Origin of the sequence: Streptosporangium saharense (assembly GCF_014203715.1) — a bacterium.
GTDB classification, from domain to species: domain Bacteria; phylum Actinomycetota; class Actinomycetes; order Streptosporangiales; family Streptosporangiaceae; genus Streptosporangium; species Streptosporangium saharense.
This window is the reverse complement of the sequence record NZ_JACHJP010000002.1, coordinates 709389-724927: the sequence shown is the minus strand read 5'-3', so window position 1 is coordinate 724927 and position 15539 is coordinate 709389. Positions and strand designations below refer to the sequence as shown.

The window sequence follows — 15539 nt, the reverse complement described above, 5'->3', positions numbered from 1 at the left end:
GGCATGCGTCATCACGCCCGCGCCGCTCCGATGTTTCGCTGTGTGGAGCTGCCCGCTGTCGGTGGCGCGGTCTCGCCGCGTGCAAACAACCGGAGTCAGAAGCCGGGCAACACTTTCGTCAAGGAAAGTGTTTCTATCATGCAACGGTTAACGGGGGAATCCATCGGCCCGGCCTGTCGATTCTTCCGAGCCCGAAACAGGCGAGACGGCCCTCCGGAATGGCGGAAAAGGTCATCGCACAGGGAATTTCGCGGGGATTTTCGTACGTCAGGGCGGAAAAGGGATGATGATGCGGGCCGCCGTGAACCGCCCTTTGTGCCAGGCTCTGCCGCGCTGTTACGGGAAAACCCCGAAAAATCAGGAAAAATCAGGACTCAGGAGAGAAAGTCGTCCTCGTCCTGCGCGACCGCGGTGAACTCCTGAAGCCCCCTGGCCAGGGCCTGCCGCGTCCCGGGCGTCAGCCGTTCCAGCGCCGCGCCGATACGCCTGCGCCGGGCAGCGCGAAGGCGCCCCAGCGTCTCCCGGCCCCCCTCGGTCGTCTCGATGCGGATCTCCCGGCGGCTGTGCTCGGCGGGGAGCCGGGTCAGCAGCCCCGCCCCTTCCAGCCGGTCGACCATCCGGCCCGCCGCCGAGATCGACATGGTGAGGTGGGCGGCGAGCGTGCTGAGGTTGAGCGGGCCGTGCCGGTCGACCGTCAGCAGCACCCGGAGCTGGGTGAGCGACAGATCGCCCATCTCGGCCACCGCGTTGAGCGTCACCTCGACCAGGACCAGCGACGCCTCCTCCACCACCCAGGCCGAGTCGCTCTCCCCGCCGGAGGGAAGCTCGTCGCCGCCGCCGTGGATCGCTTCGGTGGTCATACATGCCCTTCCGGTGTACGGCTCGCCGCCCCCGTGGCGGCGTCCCTGACTAGACCGTACTGAGCCGGGGCCGCCCGCACGACCGGGAACGCGGACCGGCCCCGGCGGGGTGAGCGCCCGCCGGGGCCGGTCCCTGAGAGCCGTCAGGAGATCAGCAGGTCAGTGCCTTCTGTAGGTGACGGTGAGCGTCGGCTGACGGACGCCCTTGTCCCTGTTCTCCGAGGAGGCGAAGGCGCGCCAGTTGTTCGCCTCGGCCTCGTTGGCGCCGCGCAGTTGGACACCGTGGTTGGGAGCTCCCGACGCCCAGGCGCGGGCGATGGAGGTCACCTCCCAGCGCAGGTAGCCCGCCCCGCGACGGCAGGGGGCGGTCCAGGTACGGCCGCGCCCCTCGCGGTTGGTCGTCGCGCCCGCCGAGGTCGCCGGGGGCTTGTTCGACCAGGTCAGGTTGTGCTCGTTCCAGGGGCCGGTGAGACGCTCGACGGTCAGGCCGGAGCCGACCCGCCTGCCGCAGGCGTTGGTCTCGACGTTCCACAGCCCGAGACCGGCGGAGACGACCTTCCTCCTGTTCAGGAAGCGGGTGTCGAACTTCAGGAGGGAGCGCATGACGTCGCTGCCGCTCTGGTCCTCCTTCAGCATCGTGCCCGCGATGATCATGACGTCACCGGGGTGCGAGTCCCAGGCCGTCGCGACATCGGTGTCCGCCTCGATGGGCAGGGTGGTCGTCGGGTCGACGGTCACCGGGTAGACGGTCGCGGGGTCGGACAGGAACGCCTGGTCCGGCCTGAGGACCAGCGTCGTCGTGCCGTTCTCCGTCTCGACCCTCGTGTCGATCACCGAGACAGCCTTGCCCCGGGGCTTGCCGTGCCCGCGCGAGTCCCACATCAGCGGCTGCGCCGCCGAGGCGACGACCCTGCCGCTGTCGGCCCCCTCGGTGTCGGTCAGCAGCAGCCGCCCGGCGGGGGACTCCGACAGCGCGACCCCGGTGGTCTGGACGGGGATGCGCAGTTCGAGCGGGCCGGAGGGCTTGCGCCGCAGCACCACGTCGTGCCGGAAACCGGTGGGCAGCGCCGTCACCACGAGGTCGGCGGCGGGTCCCGCGGCGTCGGTGAACGTCGCGACGTTCTCCGTGACGACGGGCTTGGGCAGCGGCGTCGGCCACTTCAGGGAGAACACGTGCCCCTGGTCGTCCGTCAGCGTCGCCAGCGGCCCGTCACCGCCGCCGGAGATCCTGACGTCCGCCCGCGCCGCGCGCGGCCTGAGCGCCCCGCCGTCCTCGACCAGGTCGGTGTCCACGGGCACCCACTGGCTGTCCCGCCTGACCTGCGAGGGACCCGAGGTGACCGTCGAGGTGAAGCTGCCGTCGGGGTTGGCCACGGTGGTGCTGGTCTCGTCGGTCAGGCCCGGCACCGGTACGGCCCGGCCCAGTTTGGCGGCCTGCTCGGCGGCCGCCTGCTCCGCCGCGTCCCGCGCGCCGTCGTCGTCGGTCACGGCGCGCGGCGGCTGCCAGCCGCCCGGTGCCGCCAGTGCCTGGGCCGCCGTTCCGCCGGTGAGAGCGGCGACCGTCGTCACACCCAGGGCCAGTCGGCCGAGGGAGCCCCCAAATGAAATACGCATGTGATTCCTAGGTCGTGGGCGAACATTCGACGGGAATGTTTTTTCGCACGAAAAACACGCTCATGCCGACCGTGACAGGTCAGATGGATTACGGACACGCGCCGTTTCCCAGGAAACGGCGAATGCTGTTTTGGTCCTCCGTCAGAGGATTCGCCGACGTCGTCGTCACCCCGTGACGTCGGCATGGGAGAGGGAGGAAACGGCCGGTTCGCTCGGCGAACCGGCGTGGTCACCCTTGGTGAGGGCGTCCTGTCGTGAGCGCGAGCATGGTTCCCCGTTCTTTGTGAAGCAAGATCCCCGTTGGCCCAAAGGAATATCACGGATAAGTACCGAACAATAAGGGCAATAGGGTGATGTGGTGCACGTCACATTGACGTGGGGCGTTTCTTTCCGCGACACGGAATGCGTGCTCCGCGGGGCCGTACATCCGTATGTTCCAGACGCACGGCCCCGCGCGGGGTCAGTCCGCGATGTAGCCGATCGAGTCGATCCAGTAGCCAGAGCCCGCCGACAGCCTGCGCGCGTGCATGAACATGGCGCCGCCCTCGTAGGAGTAGGCGCACCGCTGGCCGCCGCGCTCCTTCTCGCACCCCTGGAAGATGTAGCCGACGCCGCCGAATCTCGTCCTGAACAGCGTCTTCACCGCGCCGTTCGAGGCGACCTCAAGGCCGCGGTTCCTGTCTCCCGCCCGCCAGGCGGCGAACAGGCGCGTGGCGGCCCCGCTCCCACTGGTGATGTGGCGCGAGGTGTAGGCCCTGGCCACCCTGGAACCGGACACGACCATCAGGATCCCGTTGAGGCCACCGGGCACCCGGACACTCGTGTGGACGAACCGGCACACGTTACCGGTGCACCCGGCGAAGCGGTCCGGCGCCCGGTACGGGTACCCGAAGATCGTGTTCACCGCGGCGGGGGTCGCCACGGCGGAGGCGGCGCGGCGGTCCTTCCTCAGCCAGGCCCGGAACAGCCTGCCCGCCACCTCGGACGGCCTCGCCACGGCGGCGTTCCCCGCCGTCGCCGTCGCCGTGGCCTCAGCCTGGACCGGCGTCGGCACGGAGAGCGTCAGCGCTCCCGTGGCGGTCAACGTCGCGGCCAGTACGGCGGCGGCCTTCGACCCACGCATCATGACTCCTCACTCGTTCGGGAGCCCGCTGTGGCCTCCCGCACAATGACGCCGGTGCTTCCAGGGCGGTTCACGAAAGTTCACGAAATCCCGGAAACGGTGTGGAGTGACCGGCGTCACCCGGGAGTAGGGTGCCGCAGAGAGGAGTCGTGCCATGGGGACGAGCGACAACACGGAGATCTACCGTCAGGCGCGTGACCTGCTGCTGGGACTCGGCGGGGAGCATGAGGAGGCGGTACGGCGCTTCGCCTGGCCCCGGTTCGAGGGCCCTTTCAACTGGGCGGTCGACTGGTTCGACACGATCGCGCGGGGCAACGGCCGTACGGCGTTGTGGATCGTCGAGGAGGACGGTTCCGAGGCCCGCTACACCTTCGACGAGATGGCCCGGCGCTCCGACCGGGTCGCGGCGTTCCTCGCGGCCCAGGGGGTCCGCAAGGGGGATCGCGTCATGCTCATGCTCGACAACCAGGTCGAGCTGTGGGAGTCGATGCTCGCGGTGACGAAACTGGGCGCGGTGATCCTGCCCGCGACCACCGCGCTCGGCCCGGCCGACCTGCCCGACCGCGTCGGCAGGGGCGGCGCCCGGTATGTGATCGCCAACGCCGCCGACACCGCCAAGTTCGACAGGGTCGAGGGGGACTACGTCCGGATCTGCGCCGACGGCGCCCCGGCGGGCTGGACTCCCTACCGCGACGCCTACGCCCTCGACGTGCCCCCGGCCGCGCATCCGGGCACCCTGCCGGACGATCCGCTGCTGCTGTACTTCACCTCGGGCACCACGAGCAGGCCGAAGCTGGTCGAGCACACCCAGGTCTCCTATCCGGTCGGCCACCTGACGACGGTCTACTGGATCGGCGTGCGGCCCGGCGACGTGCATCTGAACATCAGCTCCCCGGGGTGGGCCAAGCACGCCTGGAGCTGTTTCTTCGCGCCCTGGATCGCCGAGGCGACGATCTTCGTGTTCAACTACGGCAGGTTCGACGCGGGCGCGCTGCTCACCCAGATCCGCAGGGCGGGGGTGACGACGTTCTGCGCCCCGCCCACTGTGTGGCGGATGCTGATAAAAGCTGATTTGTCGGGTGGGCCGGGGGAGCTGCGGGAGGTGGTCTCCGCGGGAGAGCCGCTCAACCCCGAGGTGATCGAGCAGGTCCGCGGCCACTGGGGGCTGACGATCCGCGACGGCTTCGGCCAGACCGAGACCACGCTCTCGGTGGGCAACGTGCCCGGCATGCCGGTCAAACCGGGCTCGATGGGCCTGCCCATGCCCGGGGTCCCGGTGGTGCTGGTCGATCCCGTCACCGGCGAGCGCGCCCAGGAGGGCGAGATCTGCATCGACCTGGGCGAGCGGCCGCTCTCACTGATGGCCGGTTACCGGGGCGACGAGACGCGCAACGCCGACGCCATGGCGGGCGGCTACTACCACACGGGCGACGTCGCCTCCCGGGACGCCGACGGCTACATCTTCTACGTCGGCCGCACCGACGACGTGTTCAAGGCCTCCGACTACAAGATCTCCCCCTTCGAGCTGGAGAGCGTGCTCATCGAGCACCCGGCCGTCGCCGAGGCCGCCGTCGTGCCCGCGCCCGACGAGCTTCGCCTCGCCGTGCCGAAGGCCTACGTCACGCTGGCGGCCGGGTGGGAACCGGACAGGGAGACCGCGCTGGCCATCCTGCGGCACGCCCGCGAGCGGCTGGCGCCGTACCAGAGGGTGCGTCGTCTGGAGTTCTCCGGCCTGCCGAAGACGGTCTCCGGCAAGATCCGCCGGGTGGAGCTGCGGGGCCGCGCCGAGGAGGCCTCCCCCGGCGAGTGGCGCGACGAGCAGTTCCCCGAACTGCGCTCCTGAGGCCCGTTCACCCCCTCCGGTGACCGCGATGGTGACCGGAAGTGGACAAACATGTCACCCGTTCACGGATAGCTCCTGGTCCGGGGCACACGGGGTGGGCGGTGTCGTTCGCCCCGTGTGCCCGCTGCCACCCGGCGTGGCCGGTCGCGCGACCTCTCTGGTGATGTCGGTGGTTTCGCGGCGGAGGTGGAAGCGCGCGGTGAACGGACGAACGGCGGACGAGAGAACGGCGGGCAGCGTGGCGGCGGCGCGGGAGCTGGCCCTGCGACTACCCAACTGGACGATCTGGTACGGCCTGCACACCCACAGCTTCTGGGCGCTGCCCACGGCGGGGCACCTGGCCGCCACCCCCCACGTCGAGGCCCCGACCGCGCAGGAACTGGAGAGCACGGTCAGGCACATGGAGTATCTCGCCGCGCGGGCCGCCTCCCCCGAGCCCACGACGCCGTACGGCGGGCGCCACGCGGAGCACGACCCTTTCCATGGGGACCCCTGGGACCGGCCACCAGCCTTACCGGTGAGGACGGGCCCGACGAGGACGGTGCTGTGAGGGCCGGGCTGGCGCTGGCCGAGCTGCGGCGGGAGCTGTGCGCGGCCGGGGTCGAGACCGAGGAGCACGACGTGTTCCCGACGCGCTCCGGCGACCCGATGCTCAGCCTCGGCCCCGGGCTGATCGTGTGGGCCGGGCCCGAGTGGTTCCGGTGGGTCGGGGAGCGCGACAGGTGGCGCTACCACACGACGGGCGACCCCGCGGGGGCCGCCCGGCTGATCCGCCGCTTCCACGACCGCCTGCGGCGCGACCGGCAGGAGGACCTTCCCGTACGGCGCGAGCACCCCTGACCGCCTTTCGTTTTCCCGATTTTTCTGGATTTTTCGGTTTCTGGGGGAGTCGTCACCGGGGAAGTCTGTCCCAGGAGCCGGTCAACGCGGCGGCCGGTCGCCCCAGGAACGGAGACCCTGTGACATACGACGTGACGGCGGTACGGGCGCACTTCCCCGCGCTGGCGGAGGGGGCGGCGCACTTCGACGGACCCGGTGGCTCGCAGACCCCCGGCGTGGTCGCCGAGGCGGTGGCCGGGACGCTGCGCTCGGCCGTCGCCAACCGGGGCGTGATGACCGCGGCCGAGCGCCGCGCCGACGCGATCGTGACCGGTGCCCGCCACGCGATGGCCGACCTGCTCGCGGCCACGCCGCGGGGCGTCGTCTTCGGCCGCAGCATGACGCAGTTGACCTACGACATGGCTCGCGCGCTGGCCAAGGAGTGGAGCTCCGGCGACGAGGTCGTGGTCACCACGCTCGACCACGACGCCAACATCCGGCCCTGGGAGCAGGTCGCCCGGGCGCACGGCGTCACGGTGCGCCGCGCCGACTTCGACCCCGAGAGCGGGGAACTGCCCGTCGCCGCGGTCGCCGGCCTGCTCACCGAGCGCACCAGGGTCGTCGCCGTCACGGCAGCCTCGAACCTGCTCGGCACCCGTCCCGACGTCGCCGCGATCGCGGAGCGGGCGCACGAGGCCGGGGCGCTGGTCTACGTGGACGGGGTGCACCTGACGCCGCACGGCCTGATCGACATGGGGGCGCTCGGCGCCGACTTCTACGCCTGCTCGCCGTACAAGTTCCTCGGGCCGCACCTGGGCGTGCTCGCCGCGGACCCCGCCCTGCTCGAACGGATCCACCCCGACAAGCTGCTGCCGGCGAGCGACGCGGTGCCCGAGCGGTTCGAGCTGGGCACGCTGCCGTACGAGCTGCTGGCGGGCACGACGGCGGCTGTCGACTTCCTGGCGGACCTCGTGCCGGGTGAGGGGGACAGGCGGGCGCGGCTCGCCCGCTCGATGGCCGCGCTCGAAGGACACGAGCGGGCCATGCTCGACCGCCTTGAGGCGGGCCTGGCCGAGATCGGCGGGGTGCGGACGTACGGCGCGCCGGGGCGCAGCCGTACCCCGACGACACTGTTCACCGTCGGCGGCGTCACGCCCGCCGACACCTACCGGCTGCTGGGCGAGCGCGGGGTCAACGCGCCCGCCAGCTCCTTCTACGCGCTGGAGTGCTCCCGCAGGCTCGGCCTCGGCGACGCGGGCGCGGTGCGCGCCGGGATCGCCCCCTACACCGACGAGCAGGACGTGGACCGGCTGCTGAAGGGCGTGCGCGAGCTGGCCGGGTGAGTCCTCAGGCGGCCGTCCCCGCGGGCTGCGCGCGGCGGGCGGCCACCTCCCGCACGGCGACGAAGGCCAGCAGGGCGATGCTGCCCAGGTCGAAGACGATGCTCACCGTCGAGAGGCCGGGCCTGGCCGCCGGGTTGAGGAAGGTGAGGCCGAGGAAGGCGGTCTTGGCGAGGACGGCGGCCAGGGTGGCGGCCAGCCGTACGGGCGGGGAGAGGACCGCCCACAGCAGGGCGGCGCCCAGCAGGAGCTGGAGCACGCCGCGGTGCTGCAGCAGCGCCAGCACCATGGGGTCGGGGTCGGTGACGCCGTAGGTCGACCCCACCATGGACGGGTTGAGCAGGGCGAGCACCGGGAGTGTGGTGATCAGGCCCGTCACCGTGAGGGCGGCGCGGGCCGTGATCTCACCGGGTGGTTTCGGCGACATGGGGCAGGCTCCAATCCATCAGCTTGTCTGATCGTCAGCCTAACTGACGGATTTCGGGCCTTTCAAGGCCGTGCTCGGGGGGCCCGGATTTCGGTGTTCTCGCTGTTCAGGAAGGGTGCTCAGCTAACAACCAACATTCTAGGTAGATAAAGTGGGTTTTCGGCTATCATGGGAACATGGGAGCATTGCTCGATCTTGTGCAACTACGTACCTTTGTTGCCATCGCGGAGTGTGGCGGCTTCGGCCGGGCGGCGTCCGCGCTGCGGACGAGCCAGCCCACGGTGAGCCAGCACGTGCGATCCCTGGAACGCGTCGTCGGGCGACCCCTGGTCGAGCGGGCCGGCAGGCTGACCAGGTTCACCGCGGCCGGTGAGGTGCTGCTGGCCGAGGCGCGGCGACTCCTCGCCGCGCATGACGAGGCGATGTGCAGGCTCGGGGCCGAACAGGTCCCGACGCTGACCGTCGGGGCCATCGAGCACGCGGCCTCCCCGGTCCTGCCCGACCTGCTCACCGTCCTGATGTCCGCCCTGCCGGGACACGACGTGGTCTTCCGGCTCGACCGCAGCACGATCCTGGCGGAGGCGACGCTGCGCGGGACGCTGGACATGGCGCTGATCCTCGGCGCGGTCGCCAACGTGGGAGGGACGGAGGTCGGCTCGCTGCCGCTGCGCTGGCTGGCCTCCCCCGACTGGATCCCGCCCGCGCCCGGCGCGCCGCTGCCGCTCGTCGCCTTCCAGGAACCCTGCGGACTGCGCCAGCAGGCCGTCGGCGCGCTGGAGAGACTCGGCTGGATCGTGCGGATCACCACCGAGGCGGCCAACCTGGAGGGCATCCTCACCGCCGTCAAGGCGCGGCTCGGCGTCGCCCTGATGCCGACCGCGTGCGGCGTCCCGCCGGGCCTTGAGGAGGTCCGGCAACTGCCCCCGCAGGGCACTCTCGGGCTGCGCCTGCTCAGCAGACAGGGGCTCGACCCGGCGATCGAGGCGCACGCGGGCGACACCCTGCGCAGCTTCTTCGCCGCGGTGCCGCCCTCCCGGCCATTTCTCACGGGCCTTCCCGGTGGCGAGTCGCAGCGTCGCGACCAATACAAGACCGGGCATCCGATAAGCCAATCAAATTGACACCGATTAACAGGGCAAATTGTTTCCCGAATATCCGGGAAAGGTGGCCTGAAATGCTCGTATGTCATTGACTAAAACTGTCCGGCATGGTGTGATCCCATTGCGGCCCTGAATGGGGATCGGGGCCGGAGAAAACGATTCTGCTCCATTCGGGACGCGCTTTCCCGCCATTCGGCATGCCCGCGTCCCGGTGAGCGTCCCCCTTTTTGTTCACGCGTCCCATGCAACAGAAGAAGGCCACGCCGATGACACTGAGCGATGACTCGGCCACCCGTACCACCGAGAGACCCGTCCGGAAACGGGGCGGGCTACGCTCCCGGCGTCCCGTCGTCCTGATCGCCGGTCTGGCCGCGGCGGCCGTCGTCGGCGCCGTGATCGTCACCGTGGCGACCCGGGGCGGTGACCGCCCGGCGACACAGGCGGCCGCGAACGCCGCGGGCGCGCCTGTGACGGGCGGCACCCTCACCTACGCCGTGGCGGGCACCCAGGTCTCGCTCGATCCGGCAGTCGCGGCCACCGCGGTGACCGGTCTCATCGACCGCAACATCTTCGACTCCCTGGTCGCGCAGACAGGGCCGGACAGCTTCGGCCCCTGGCTGGCCAAGGAGTGGAAGGTCTCCGACGACGGCAAGGTCTACACCTTCACCCTCCGCGAGGGCGTCACCTTCCACGACGGCACCCCGCTCACCGCCCAGGCGGTCAAGGCCTCCCTCGACCACGTGGTCGATCCCGCGACCAAGTCGGCATACGCGGCCTCGCTGATCGCCCCCTACAAGGAGGCGCGGGCGGTGAGTGACCTGGTCGTCGAGGTGACGCTCTCGCGGCCCTTCACCCCCTTCCTGCAGGCGCTCTCCGTCCCCTACCTGGGCATCCAGAGCCCGGCCGCGCTCGCCAAGCCGGTCGCCGAGTACCGGCCGGTCGGCACCGGCCCCTTCTCCTACGTCTCCTGGGAGAAGGACAAGCGCGTCACCCTCAAGCGCAACCCCGGCTACGCCGCGACCCCCGCGGGCGCCTCCCACCAGGGGGCCGCCTACCTCGACGGCCTGGTCTTCGAGTTCGTCTCCGAGGACGCCACCCGGTACGGCGCGCTGACCAGCGGCCAGGTGCAGGCGATAGCGGGCGTGCCGCCCGTCAACGCCGACAAGCTGAAGGCCCTGTCCGGGTTCACGCTGGACACCCAGGAGACCCCCGGGCTCAACTACAACCTCTACCTCAACCAGACCCGCGGGCCGCTGCGCGACGTCCGGGTCCGCCGCGCCCTGTCCGCCTCGGTGAACGTCGAAGAGCTGATCAGGAGCATCTACTTCGGTCACTACAAGGCGGCGCGCAACCCGCTCAGCGCCACCACCGCCGCCTACGACGTGGGCGCCGAGAGCGAACTCGCCTCCTACAACCCCACGGAGGCCGCGAGGCTCCTGGACGAGGCGGGCTGGAAGGAGAAGGACAAGGACGGCTACCGCGTCAAGGACGGCAAGCGGCTCACCCTCGTGTGGCCCTTCTGGGCCGAGGGCAACAAGGACCAGCGCGACGTCCTGGCCGAGGGCATCCAGGCGCAGGCCAAACTCGTCGGCATCCAGATCGACAGGCCGACCGTCGACACCGGCGCCTTCGTGAGCAAGCACCTCATCGGCGGCGGCTACGACCTGATCGACGTGAGCTTCGCCAGGCCGACCCCCGACGTGCTGCGGTTCGCCTTCGCCTCGGGCAACACCTACGCCAAGGCGGGCGGCAACGTCGCGCTCGTCGACTCGCCCGAGATTGACAAGTGGGTCGAGGAGGCGGCCGAGACCTCCGACCCGGAGACGGCCAGGCGTGACTACGCCGCCGTGCAGAAGGAGGTCCTCAAGCAGGCCTACGTGCTGCCCCTCTACACCCCCGTTCAGCTCGTCGGCCTGTCGGGCAAGGTGCGCGGCGTCACCTTCGACGCCCAGACCTACCCCGTCTTCCACGGCGCCTGGCTGGGGGCCTGATCCCGATGCCGCCGCTGGCACGCTGGCTGGCACGCAGGCTCGCGCTGACCCTGTTCGTGCTGTGGGGGACGGCGACGCTGGCCTTCGCCGGCATGCGGCTGGTGCCCGGAGACCCCGCCCACGTCATCGCGGGCGGGGTCCAGGCGAACGCCACCCCCGAGGTGCTGGAGACGATCCGCGCCCAGTACGGCCTGCACGACCCCCTGCCCGTCCAGTACGCGATCTTCATCGGCAGGCTGGTCCGCGCCGACCTCGGCGAGTCCTACCAGCTCAACCAGCCGGTGAGCACGGTCGTCCTGGAACAGCTCGGCGCCACCGTCTCCCTCGCCGCCGGTGCCGCCGTGCTCGGCTTCACCCTGGCCCTGGTCCTCGCCCTGCTCACCGCGGGGCGCCCCAGGGCCGGGGCCCTGACCCGCGCCCTGGAGTTCTGCGCCATCTCGACCCCCAACTTCTGGATCGGCATCCTGCTGCTCGGCGCCTTCTCCTTCAGCCTCAACTGGTTCCCCGTCCTCGGCGAGGACGGCCCCCGCGCGCTCGTGCTGCCGTGGATCACCCTCGCGCTGCCCATCGCGGGCGTGCTCGCGCAGATCACCAGGGAGGGCCTCGAACGCGCCCTAGGCCAGCCCTTCACGCTGACCGCCAGATCGCGGGGCGCCACGGAGAACCGCATCCGGCTGCGGCACGCCCTGCGGCACGCCGCGCTGCCCGTCCTCACCCTGTCCGGCTGGGCGCTCGGCGAACTCCTCGCCGGGGTCGTGGTCGTCGAGACCGTCTTCGCCCGCCAGGGACTCGGCCAGGTCGTCGTCTCGGCGGTCAACGGCAGGGACTTCCCGGTGGTGACCGGCGTGGTCGTGCTCGCGGCCCTCACCTTCTCGGTGATCAACACCGGTCTCGACCTGCTCTACCGGGTGGTCGATCCCCGCGTACGGCAGGCCGCCCTGTGACCGCCCCCGCGCTCGCGCGGCCGTACCGGAAAGTGCGCCCTGGGCTGTGGGCCGCCTGGGCGTTCCTCGCGCTCGTCTGCTGCGCGGCGCTGTTCCCCGCGCTGTTCGCCGGGGCGCCCGACCAGGTGGACGCGACCGCCGTGCTGCGCGGTCCCGGCGCCGGGCACCCGTTCGGCACCGACCAGCTCGGCCGCGACATCCTCGCCCGCGTGGTGTACGGCGCGCGCGCCTCACTGTTCGTCGGCCTCGGCTCGACGCTGCTCGCGGGCGCCGTCGGCTCGGCGTGGGGCCTGCTGGCCGCGCTCGGCGGCAGGGCCGTCGGCGAGGCCGCCATGCGCCTGGCCGACATCCTGCTCGCCTTCCCCGGCATCCTGACGGCGCTGCTCGTGGTCGCCGTCCTCGGCCCCGGCACCCGCAACGCCACCCTGGCCATCACCATCGCCTTGGCCCCCGGCTTCGCCCGGATTGTCAGGGTCCAGGCCCTCGTCGTGCGCGACTCCGCCTACGTCAGGGCCGCGATCAACCTGGGGCTGCGGCCCTGGCGGATCCTGCGGCGGCACATCGTGCCGAACGTGCTCGCGCCGCTGCTCATCCTGGCGACGCTGAACGTCGGCACCGCCATCATCGCCGGGGCCTCCCTCAGCTTCCTCGGCCTCGGCCCACGGCCCCCCGCCCCCGAGTGGGGCTCCATGCTCGCCCAGGCCCGCAACTACCTCGACGTCTCCTGGACCCTCGCCCTCTTCCCCGGCGCCGCCATCACGTTGACCGTCATGTCCGCCACGGCCGCGGGGCGCGCCCTGCAGGCCCGCTACGAGAGGCGGGAACCGTGACGGAACCGCTGGTCGTCGTGGACGGCCTCTCCGTCGACTTCACCACCCGGCACGGCCCGGTGCGCGCCGTACGGGATGTCAGCCTGACGCTGCGCGCGGGCGAGTGCCTGGCTGTGGTCGGCGAGTCGGGTTCCGGCAAGAGCGTGACCGCCCGCACCCTGCTCGGCCTGGCCGGGCAGGGCGCCGACGTGCGCGCCCGCACCCTGTCGTTCGCGGGACACGACCTGCGCCGCCTGGGCGCGCGGCAGTGGCGGCGGCTGCGCGGGCGGCAGGTCGGCTACGTCCTGCAGGACGCGCTGACCTCCCTGGACCCGCTGCGCAGGATCGGCTACGAGGTCGCAGAACCCCTTGAGGTGCACGGCCTGGCGACCCGCGACGACCTCGACGACCAGGTCGTCGGGCTGCTGGCCGAGGTGGGGATCCCCGACCCCGAGGTCCGGCTCCTGCAGTATCCCCACGAGCTGTCCGGCGGTCTGCGGCAGCGGGCCCTGATCGCCTCGGCCATCGCGGCGCGGCCCCGGCTGCTCATCGCCGACGAGCCGACCACCGCCCTCGACGTCACGGTTCAGGCCCAGGTCCTCGACGTGCTGGCCGCCAGGCGCGACGCGGGTACGGCGCTGCTGCTGATCAGCCACGACCTGGCGGTCGTGGCCAGGCTCGCCGACCACGTCGCCATCCTCTACGCGGGAACCGTCGTCGAACAGGGACCCGCCGCCGAGCTGCTCGCGGCCCCCGCCCACCCCTACACGGCCGACCTGCTCGCCGCGGTGCCCTCCGTCGAAGGGCCGGTGCCCGACCTGTCCGGGCTCCGCTCGGCGCCCGCCGCCCAGGAGGGCTGCCCGTACGCGCCCCGGTGCCCGCTGGCCGACGACCGCTGCCGCGAACGGCTGCCCGAGGCGCTGCCGTACGACACCGGGCGCCTTGTCCGCTGCTGGTATCCGGGGGGCGCGCCCGCGAGCGTGCCCGGGGAGCGCTCCGCCGTTCCCGTCGTGCCGGCGCGGGCCGAGCCGGTCCTCACCGTGCGGGGCCTCACCAAGCGCTTCCGTTCGCCCGACGGCTCCCACCGCACCGCGGTCGACGACGTGTCGTTCGACCTGGCGGCGGGGGAGGCGCTGGGGATCGTCGGCGAGTCCGGGTCGGGCAAGAGCACGACCGCGAGGATCGTCCTGGCGGAGTTCGAGCCGGACGCCGGATCGGTGCTGCTGCACGGCGAACCCTGGAGCGGCCTGCGGGAGAGGGACCGCCGCGCCCGGCGCTCCCGCATCCAGCTCGTGGACCAGGACCCGCTGAGTTCCTTCGACCCCCGCTACACCGTCGAGGAGGTCGTCGCGGAGGCGCTGCCCCGTACTCGGGACCGTGGCGAACGTGTCGCCGAGCTGCTCGGGCAGGTCGGGCTCGACCCCGCGATCCTCCGCAGACGGCCGGGCCAGCTCTCCGGCGGCCAGCGGCAACGCGTGGCCATAGCGCGGGCGCTCGCCCCCGGCCCCGACGTGCTCGTCTGCGACGAGCCGGTCTCCGCGCTCGACGTCACCGTCCAGGCCCAGATCCTGACGCTGCTCACCCGCCTGCGACGCGACGCCGGGGTCTCACTGCTGTTCATCTCGCACGACCTGGGCGTCATCCGCCAGGTGTGCGACCGGGTGGCCGTCATGAAGGACGGCAAGGTGGTCGAGACCGGACAGGTCGAGACCGTCTTCCGCGCCCCACAGGCCACCTACACCCGGGCGTTGCTCGCCGCCGTGCCACGGATCGGCCCCGGCCCCCGTGTCCCGGCGCGTCCGCGCGTCCCGGAACCCGTCCCCGTCACGGACCTGAAAGGGCCCACATGACCTCAACCACTCCTGAACCGTCCCCCGAGGGCCTGCACCCCGGCTGGACCCCGGCGCCACGATCCGTCGTCGTGACGGGAGCCGCCTCGGGCATCGGCAGGGCGACCGTCGAACTGTTCGCGGAACGGGGAGTCGGCGTCGTCGCCGTCGACCACGACGAATGGGCACTGAAGGAGGTCGCCCGCCTGGAGAAGGTCGTCCCCCTCGCGGGCGACGTCTCCACGGAGGCCGCCAACCAGAAGGCTGTCGCGCTGGCCGTCCAGGAGTTCGGCAGGCTCGACGCCGTCGTGCTCAACGCCGGAATCGGCGGCACCCGCCCCTTCGAGGCTCCCGGCGCGGTCGAGGCCGCAGAACGCATCCTCTCCGTCAACCTGCGCGGCCCCATCCTGGGCATCCGGGCCGCGGCGCCCGTGCTGCGCGAGGGCGGCGGCGGATCCATCGTGGTGACCGCCTCGGTCGCCGGGCTGCGCGCCGACCCGGGCAACTGGGCCTACAACGCCTCCAAGGGCGCCCTGATCAACCTCGCACGGGCCGCCGCCATCGACTACGCCGTCCAGAACATCCGGGTCAACGCCCTGGCCCCCGGCCTCACCTGGACCCGGATCAACGAGGGAGTACGGCAGAACCCGGCCTTCGCGGCGGAGATCGAGCGGCGCATCCCGCTGCAGCGCTTCGGCGAACCCCGCGAACAGGCCGAGGTCATCTGGTTCCTGACCTCCCCGGCCGCCTCCTACGTCACCGGGACGACGCTGGTCGCCGACGGCGGCCTCGACGCCAGCCTGGGTGTCCTCCCCCTGCCCTTCCAGTGATCCCCGTTCC

The 15539-nt window shown here is 71.7% G+C and carries 14 protein-coding genes; 10 read left to right on the top strand and 4 right to left on the bottom strand.

Going from position 1 to position 15539, the window contains the following annotated elements; all coding sequences use genetic code 11:
* Positions 1-374 precede the first annotated feature (374 nt).
* From FHS44_RS12220 to FHS44_RS12210, 3 genes are all read right to left on the bottom strand, one after another.
* Positions 375-860 (bottom strand): MarR family winged helix-turn-helix transcriptional regulator, encoded by a 486-nt coding sequence (locus FHS44_RS12220; protein WP_184714077.1) that lies wholly within the window; start codon positions 858-860, stop codon positions 375-377.
* 159 nt (positions 861-1019) lie between these two features.
* Positions 1020-2474, bottom strand: coding sequence for a DNRLRE domain-containing protein (locus tag FHS44_RS12215; protein WP_184714076.1), 1455 nt, complete (start codon positions 2472-2474; stop codon positions 1020-1022).
* Between the two features lie 460 nt (positions 2475-2934).
* Positions 2935-3600 (bottom strand): hypothetical protein, encoded by a 666-nt coding sequence (locus FHS44_RS12210; RefSeq protein ID WP_184714075.1) that lies wholly within the window; start codon positions 3598-3600, stop codon positions 2935-2937.
* Between the two features lie 151 nt (positions 3601-3751).
* Here FHS44_RS12210 and FHS44_RS12205 point away from each other — a divergent pair, with 151 nt between their 5' ends.
* From FHS44_RS12205 to FHS44_RS12190, 4 genes are all read left to right on the top strand, one after another.
* Positions 3752-5440: an AMP-binding protein gene (locus tag FHS44_RS12205; protein WP_184714074.1), complete on the top strand. Its 1689-nt coding sequence runs from the start codon at positions 3752-3754 to the stop codon at positions 5438-5440.
* Positions 5441-5639: 199 nt separating this feature from the next.
* Entirely contained in the window at positions 5640-5990 is a 351-nt protein-coding gene (locus tag FHS44_RS12200) for a hypothetical protein (protein WP_184714073.1), read from the top strand.
* Positions 5987-6280 (top strand): hypothetical protein, encoded by a 294-nt coding sequence (locus FHS44_RS12195; protein ID WP_184714072.1) that lies wholly within the window; start codon positions 5987-5989, stop codon positions 6278-6280. Before FHS44_RS12200 ends, FHS44_RS12195 begins: the two co-directional genes overlap by 4 nt.
* A 119-nt stretch (positions 6281-6399) precedes the next feature.
* The gene (locus FHS44_RS12190; RefSeq protein WP_184714071.1) at positions 6400-7602 is read left to right on the top strand and encodes a cysteine desulfurase-like protein; all 1203 of its coding nucleotides are present in this window, start codon (positions 6400-6402) and stop codon (positions 7600-7602) included.
* A 4-nt stretch (positions 7603-7606) separates the two neighbouring features.
* On the opposite strand, the gene FHS44_RS12185 is transcribed toward FHS44_RS12190, so the two are convergent.
* Positions 7607-8026: a hypothetical protein gene (locus FHS44_RS12185; RefSeq protein ID WP_184714070.1), complete on the bottom strand. Its 420-nt coding sequence runs from the start codon at positions 8024-8026 to the stop codon at positions 7607-7609.
* A 176-nt stretch (positions 8027-8202) separates the two neighbouring features.
* On the opposite strand from FHS44_RS12185, the gene FHS44_RS12180 reads away from it, so the two are divergent.
* From FHS44_RS12180 to FHS44_RS12155, 6 genes are all read left to right on the top strand, one after another.
* The gene (locus tag FHS44_RS12180; RefSeq protein WP_184714069.1) at positions 8203-9147 is read left to right on the top strand and encodes a LysR family transcriptional regulator; all 945 of its coding nucleotides are present in this window, start codon (positions 8203-8205) and stop codon (positions 9145-9147) included.
* 245 nt (positions 9148-9392) lie between these two features.
* Complete coding sequence (locus tag FHS44_RS12175; protein WP_184714068.1) at positions 9393-11117, top strand: ABC transporter substrate-binding protein; 1725 nt, start codon at positions 9393-9395, stop codon at positions 11115-11117.
* A 5-nt stretch (positions 11118-11122) separates the two neighbouring features.
* Positions 11123-12061 (top strand): ABC transporter permease, encoded by a 939-nt coding sequence (locus FHS44_RS12170; protein WP_184714067.1) that lies wholly within the window; start codon positions 11123-11125, stop codon positions 12059-12061.
* Positions 12058-12891: an ABC transporter permease gene (locus tag FHS44_RS12165; RefSeq protein ID WP_184714066.1), complete on the top strand. Its 834-nt coding sequence runs from the start codon at positions 12058-12060 to the stop codon at positions 12889-12891. Before FHS44_RS12170 ends, FHS44_RS12165 begins: the two co-directional genes overlap by 4 nt.
* Positions 12888-14720, top strand: coding sequence for a dipeptide ABC transporter ATP-binding protein (locus FHS44_RS40885; RefSeq protein WP_184714065.1), 1833 nt, complete (start codon positions 12888-12890; stop codon positions 14718-14720). The genes FHS44_RS12165 and FHS44_RS40885 overlap by 4 nt, the downstream gene beginning before the upstream one ends.
* Positions 14717-15529, top strand: a complete 813-nt coding sequence (locus tag FHS44_RS12155; protein ID WP_184714064.1) for an SDR family NAD(P)-dependent oxidoreductase — start codon at positions 14717-14719, stop codon at positions 15527-15529. Before FHS44_RS40885 ends, FHS44_RS12155 begins: the two co-directional genes overlap by 4 nt.
* Positions 15530-15539 lie beyond the last annotated feature (10 nt).

What these genes read in the sequence shown, in the direction of transcription:
- FHS44_RS12220 (WP_184714077.1), bottom strand. Translation starts at nt 860, where the DNA reads ATGACCACCGAAGCGATCCACGGCGGCGGCGACGAGCTTCCCTCCGGC.
- FHS44_RS12215 (WP_184714076.1), bottom strand. Translation starts at nt 2,474, where the DNA reads ATGCGTATTTCATTTGGGGGCTCCCTCGGCCGACTGGCCCTGGGTGTG.
- FHS44_RS12210 (WP_184714075.1), bottom strand. Translation starts at nt 3,600, where the DNA reads ATGATGCGTGGGTCGAAGGCCGCCGCCGTACTGGCCGCGACGTTGACC.
- FHS44_RS12205 (WP_184714074.1), top strand. Translation starts at nt 3,752, where the DNA reads ATGGGGACGAGCGACAACACGGAGATCTACCGTCAGGCGCGTGACCTG.
- FHS44_RS12185 (WP_184714070.1), bottom strand. Translation starts at nt 8,026, where the DNA reads ATGTCGCCGAAACCACCCGGTGAGATCACGGCCCGCGCCGCCCTCACG.
- FHS44_RS12180 (WP_184714069.1), top strand. Translation starts at nt 8,203, where the DNA reads ATGGGAGCATTGCTCGATCTTGTGCAACTACGTACCTTTGTTGCCATC.
- FHS44_RS12175 (WP_184714068.1), top strand. Translation starts at nt 9,393, where the DNA reads ATGACACTGAGCGATGACTCGGCCACCCGTACCACCGAGAGACCCGTC.
- FHS44_RS12170 (WP_184714067.1), top strand. Translation starts at nt 11,123, where the DNA reads ATGCCGCCGCTGGCACGCTGGCTGGCACGCAGGCTCGCGCTGACCCTG.
- FHS44_RS12155 (WP_184714064.1), top strand. Translation starts at nt 14,717, where the DNA reads ATGACCTCAACCACTCCTGAACCGTCCCCCGAGGGCCTGCACCCCGGC.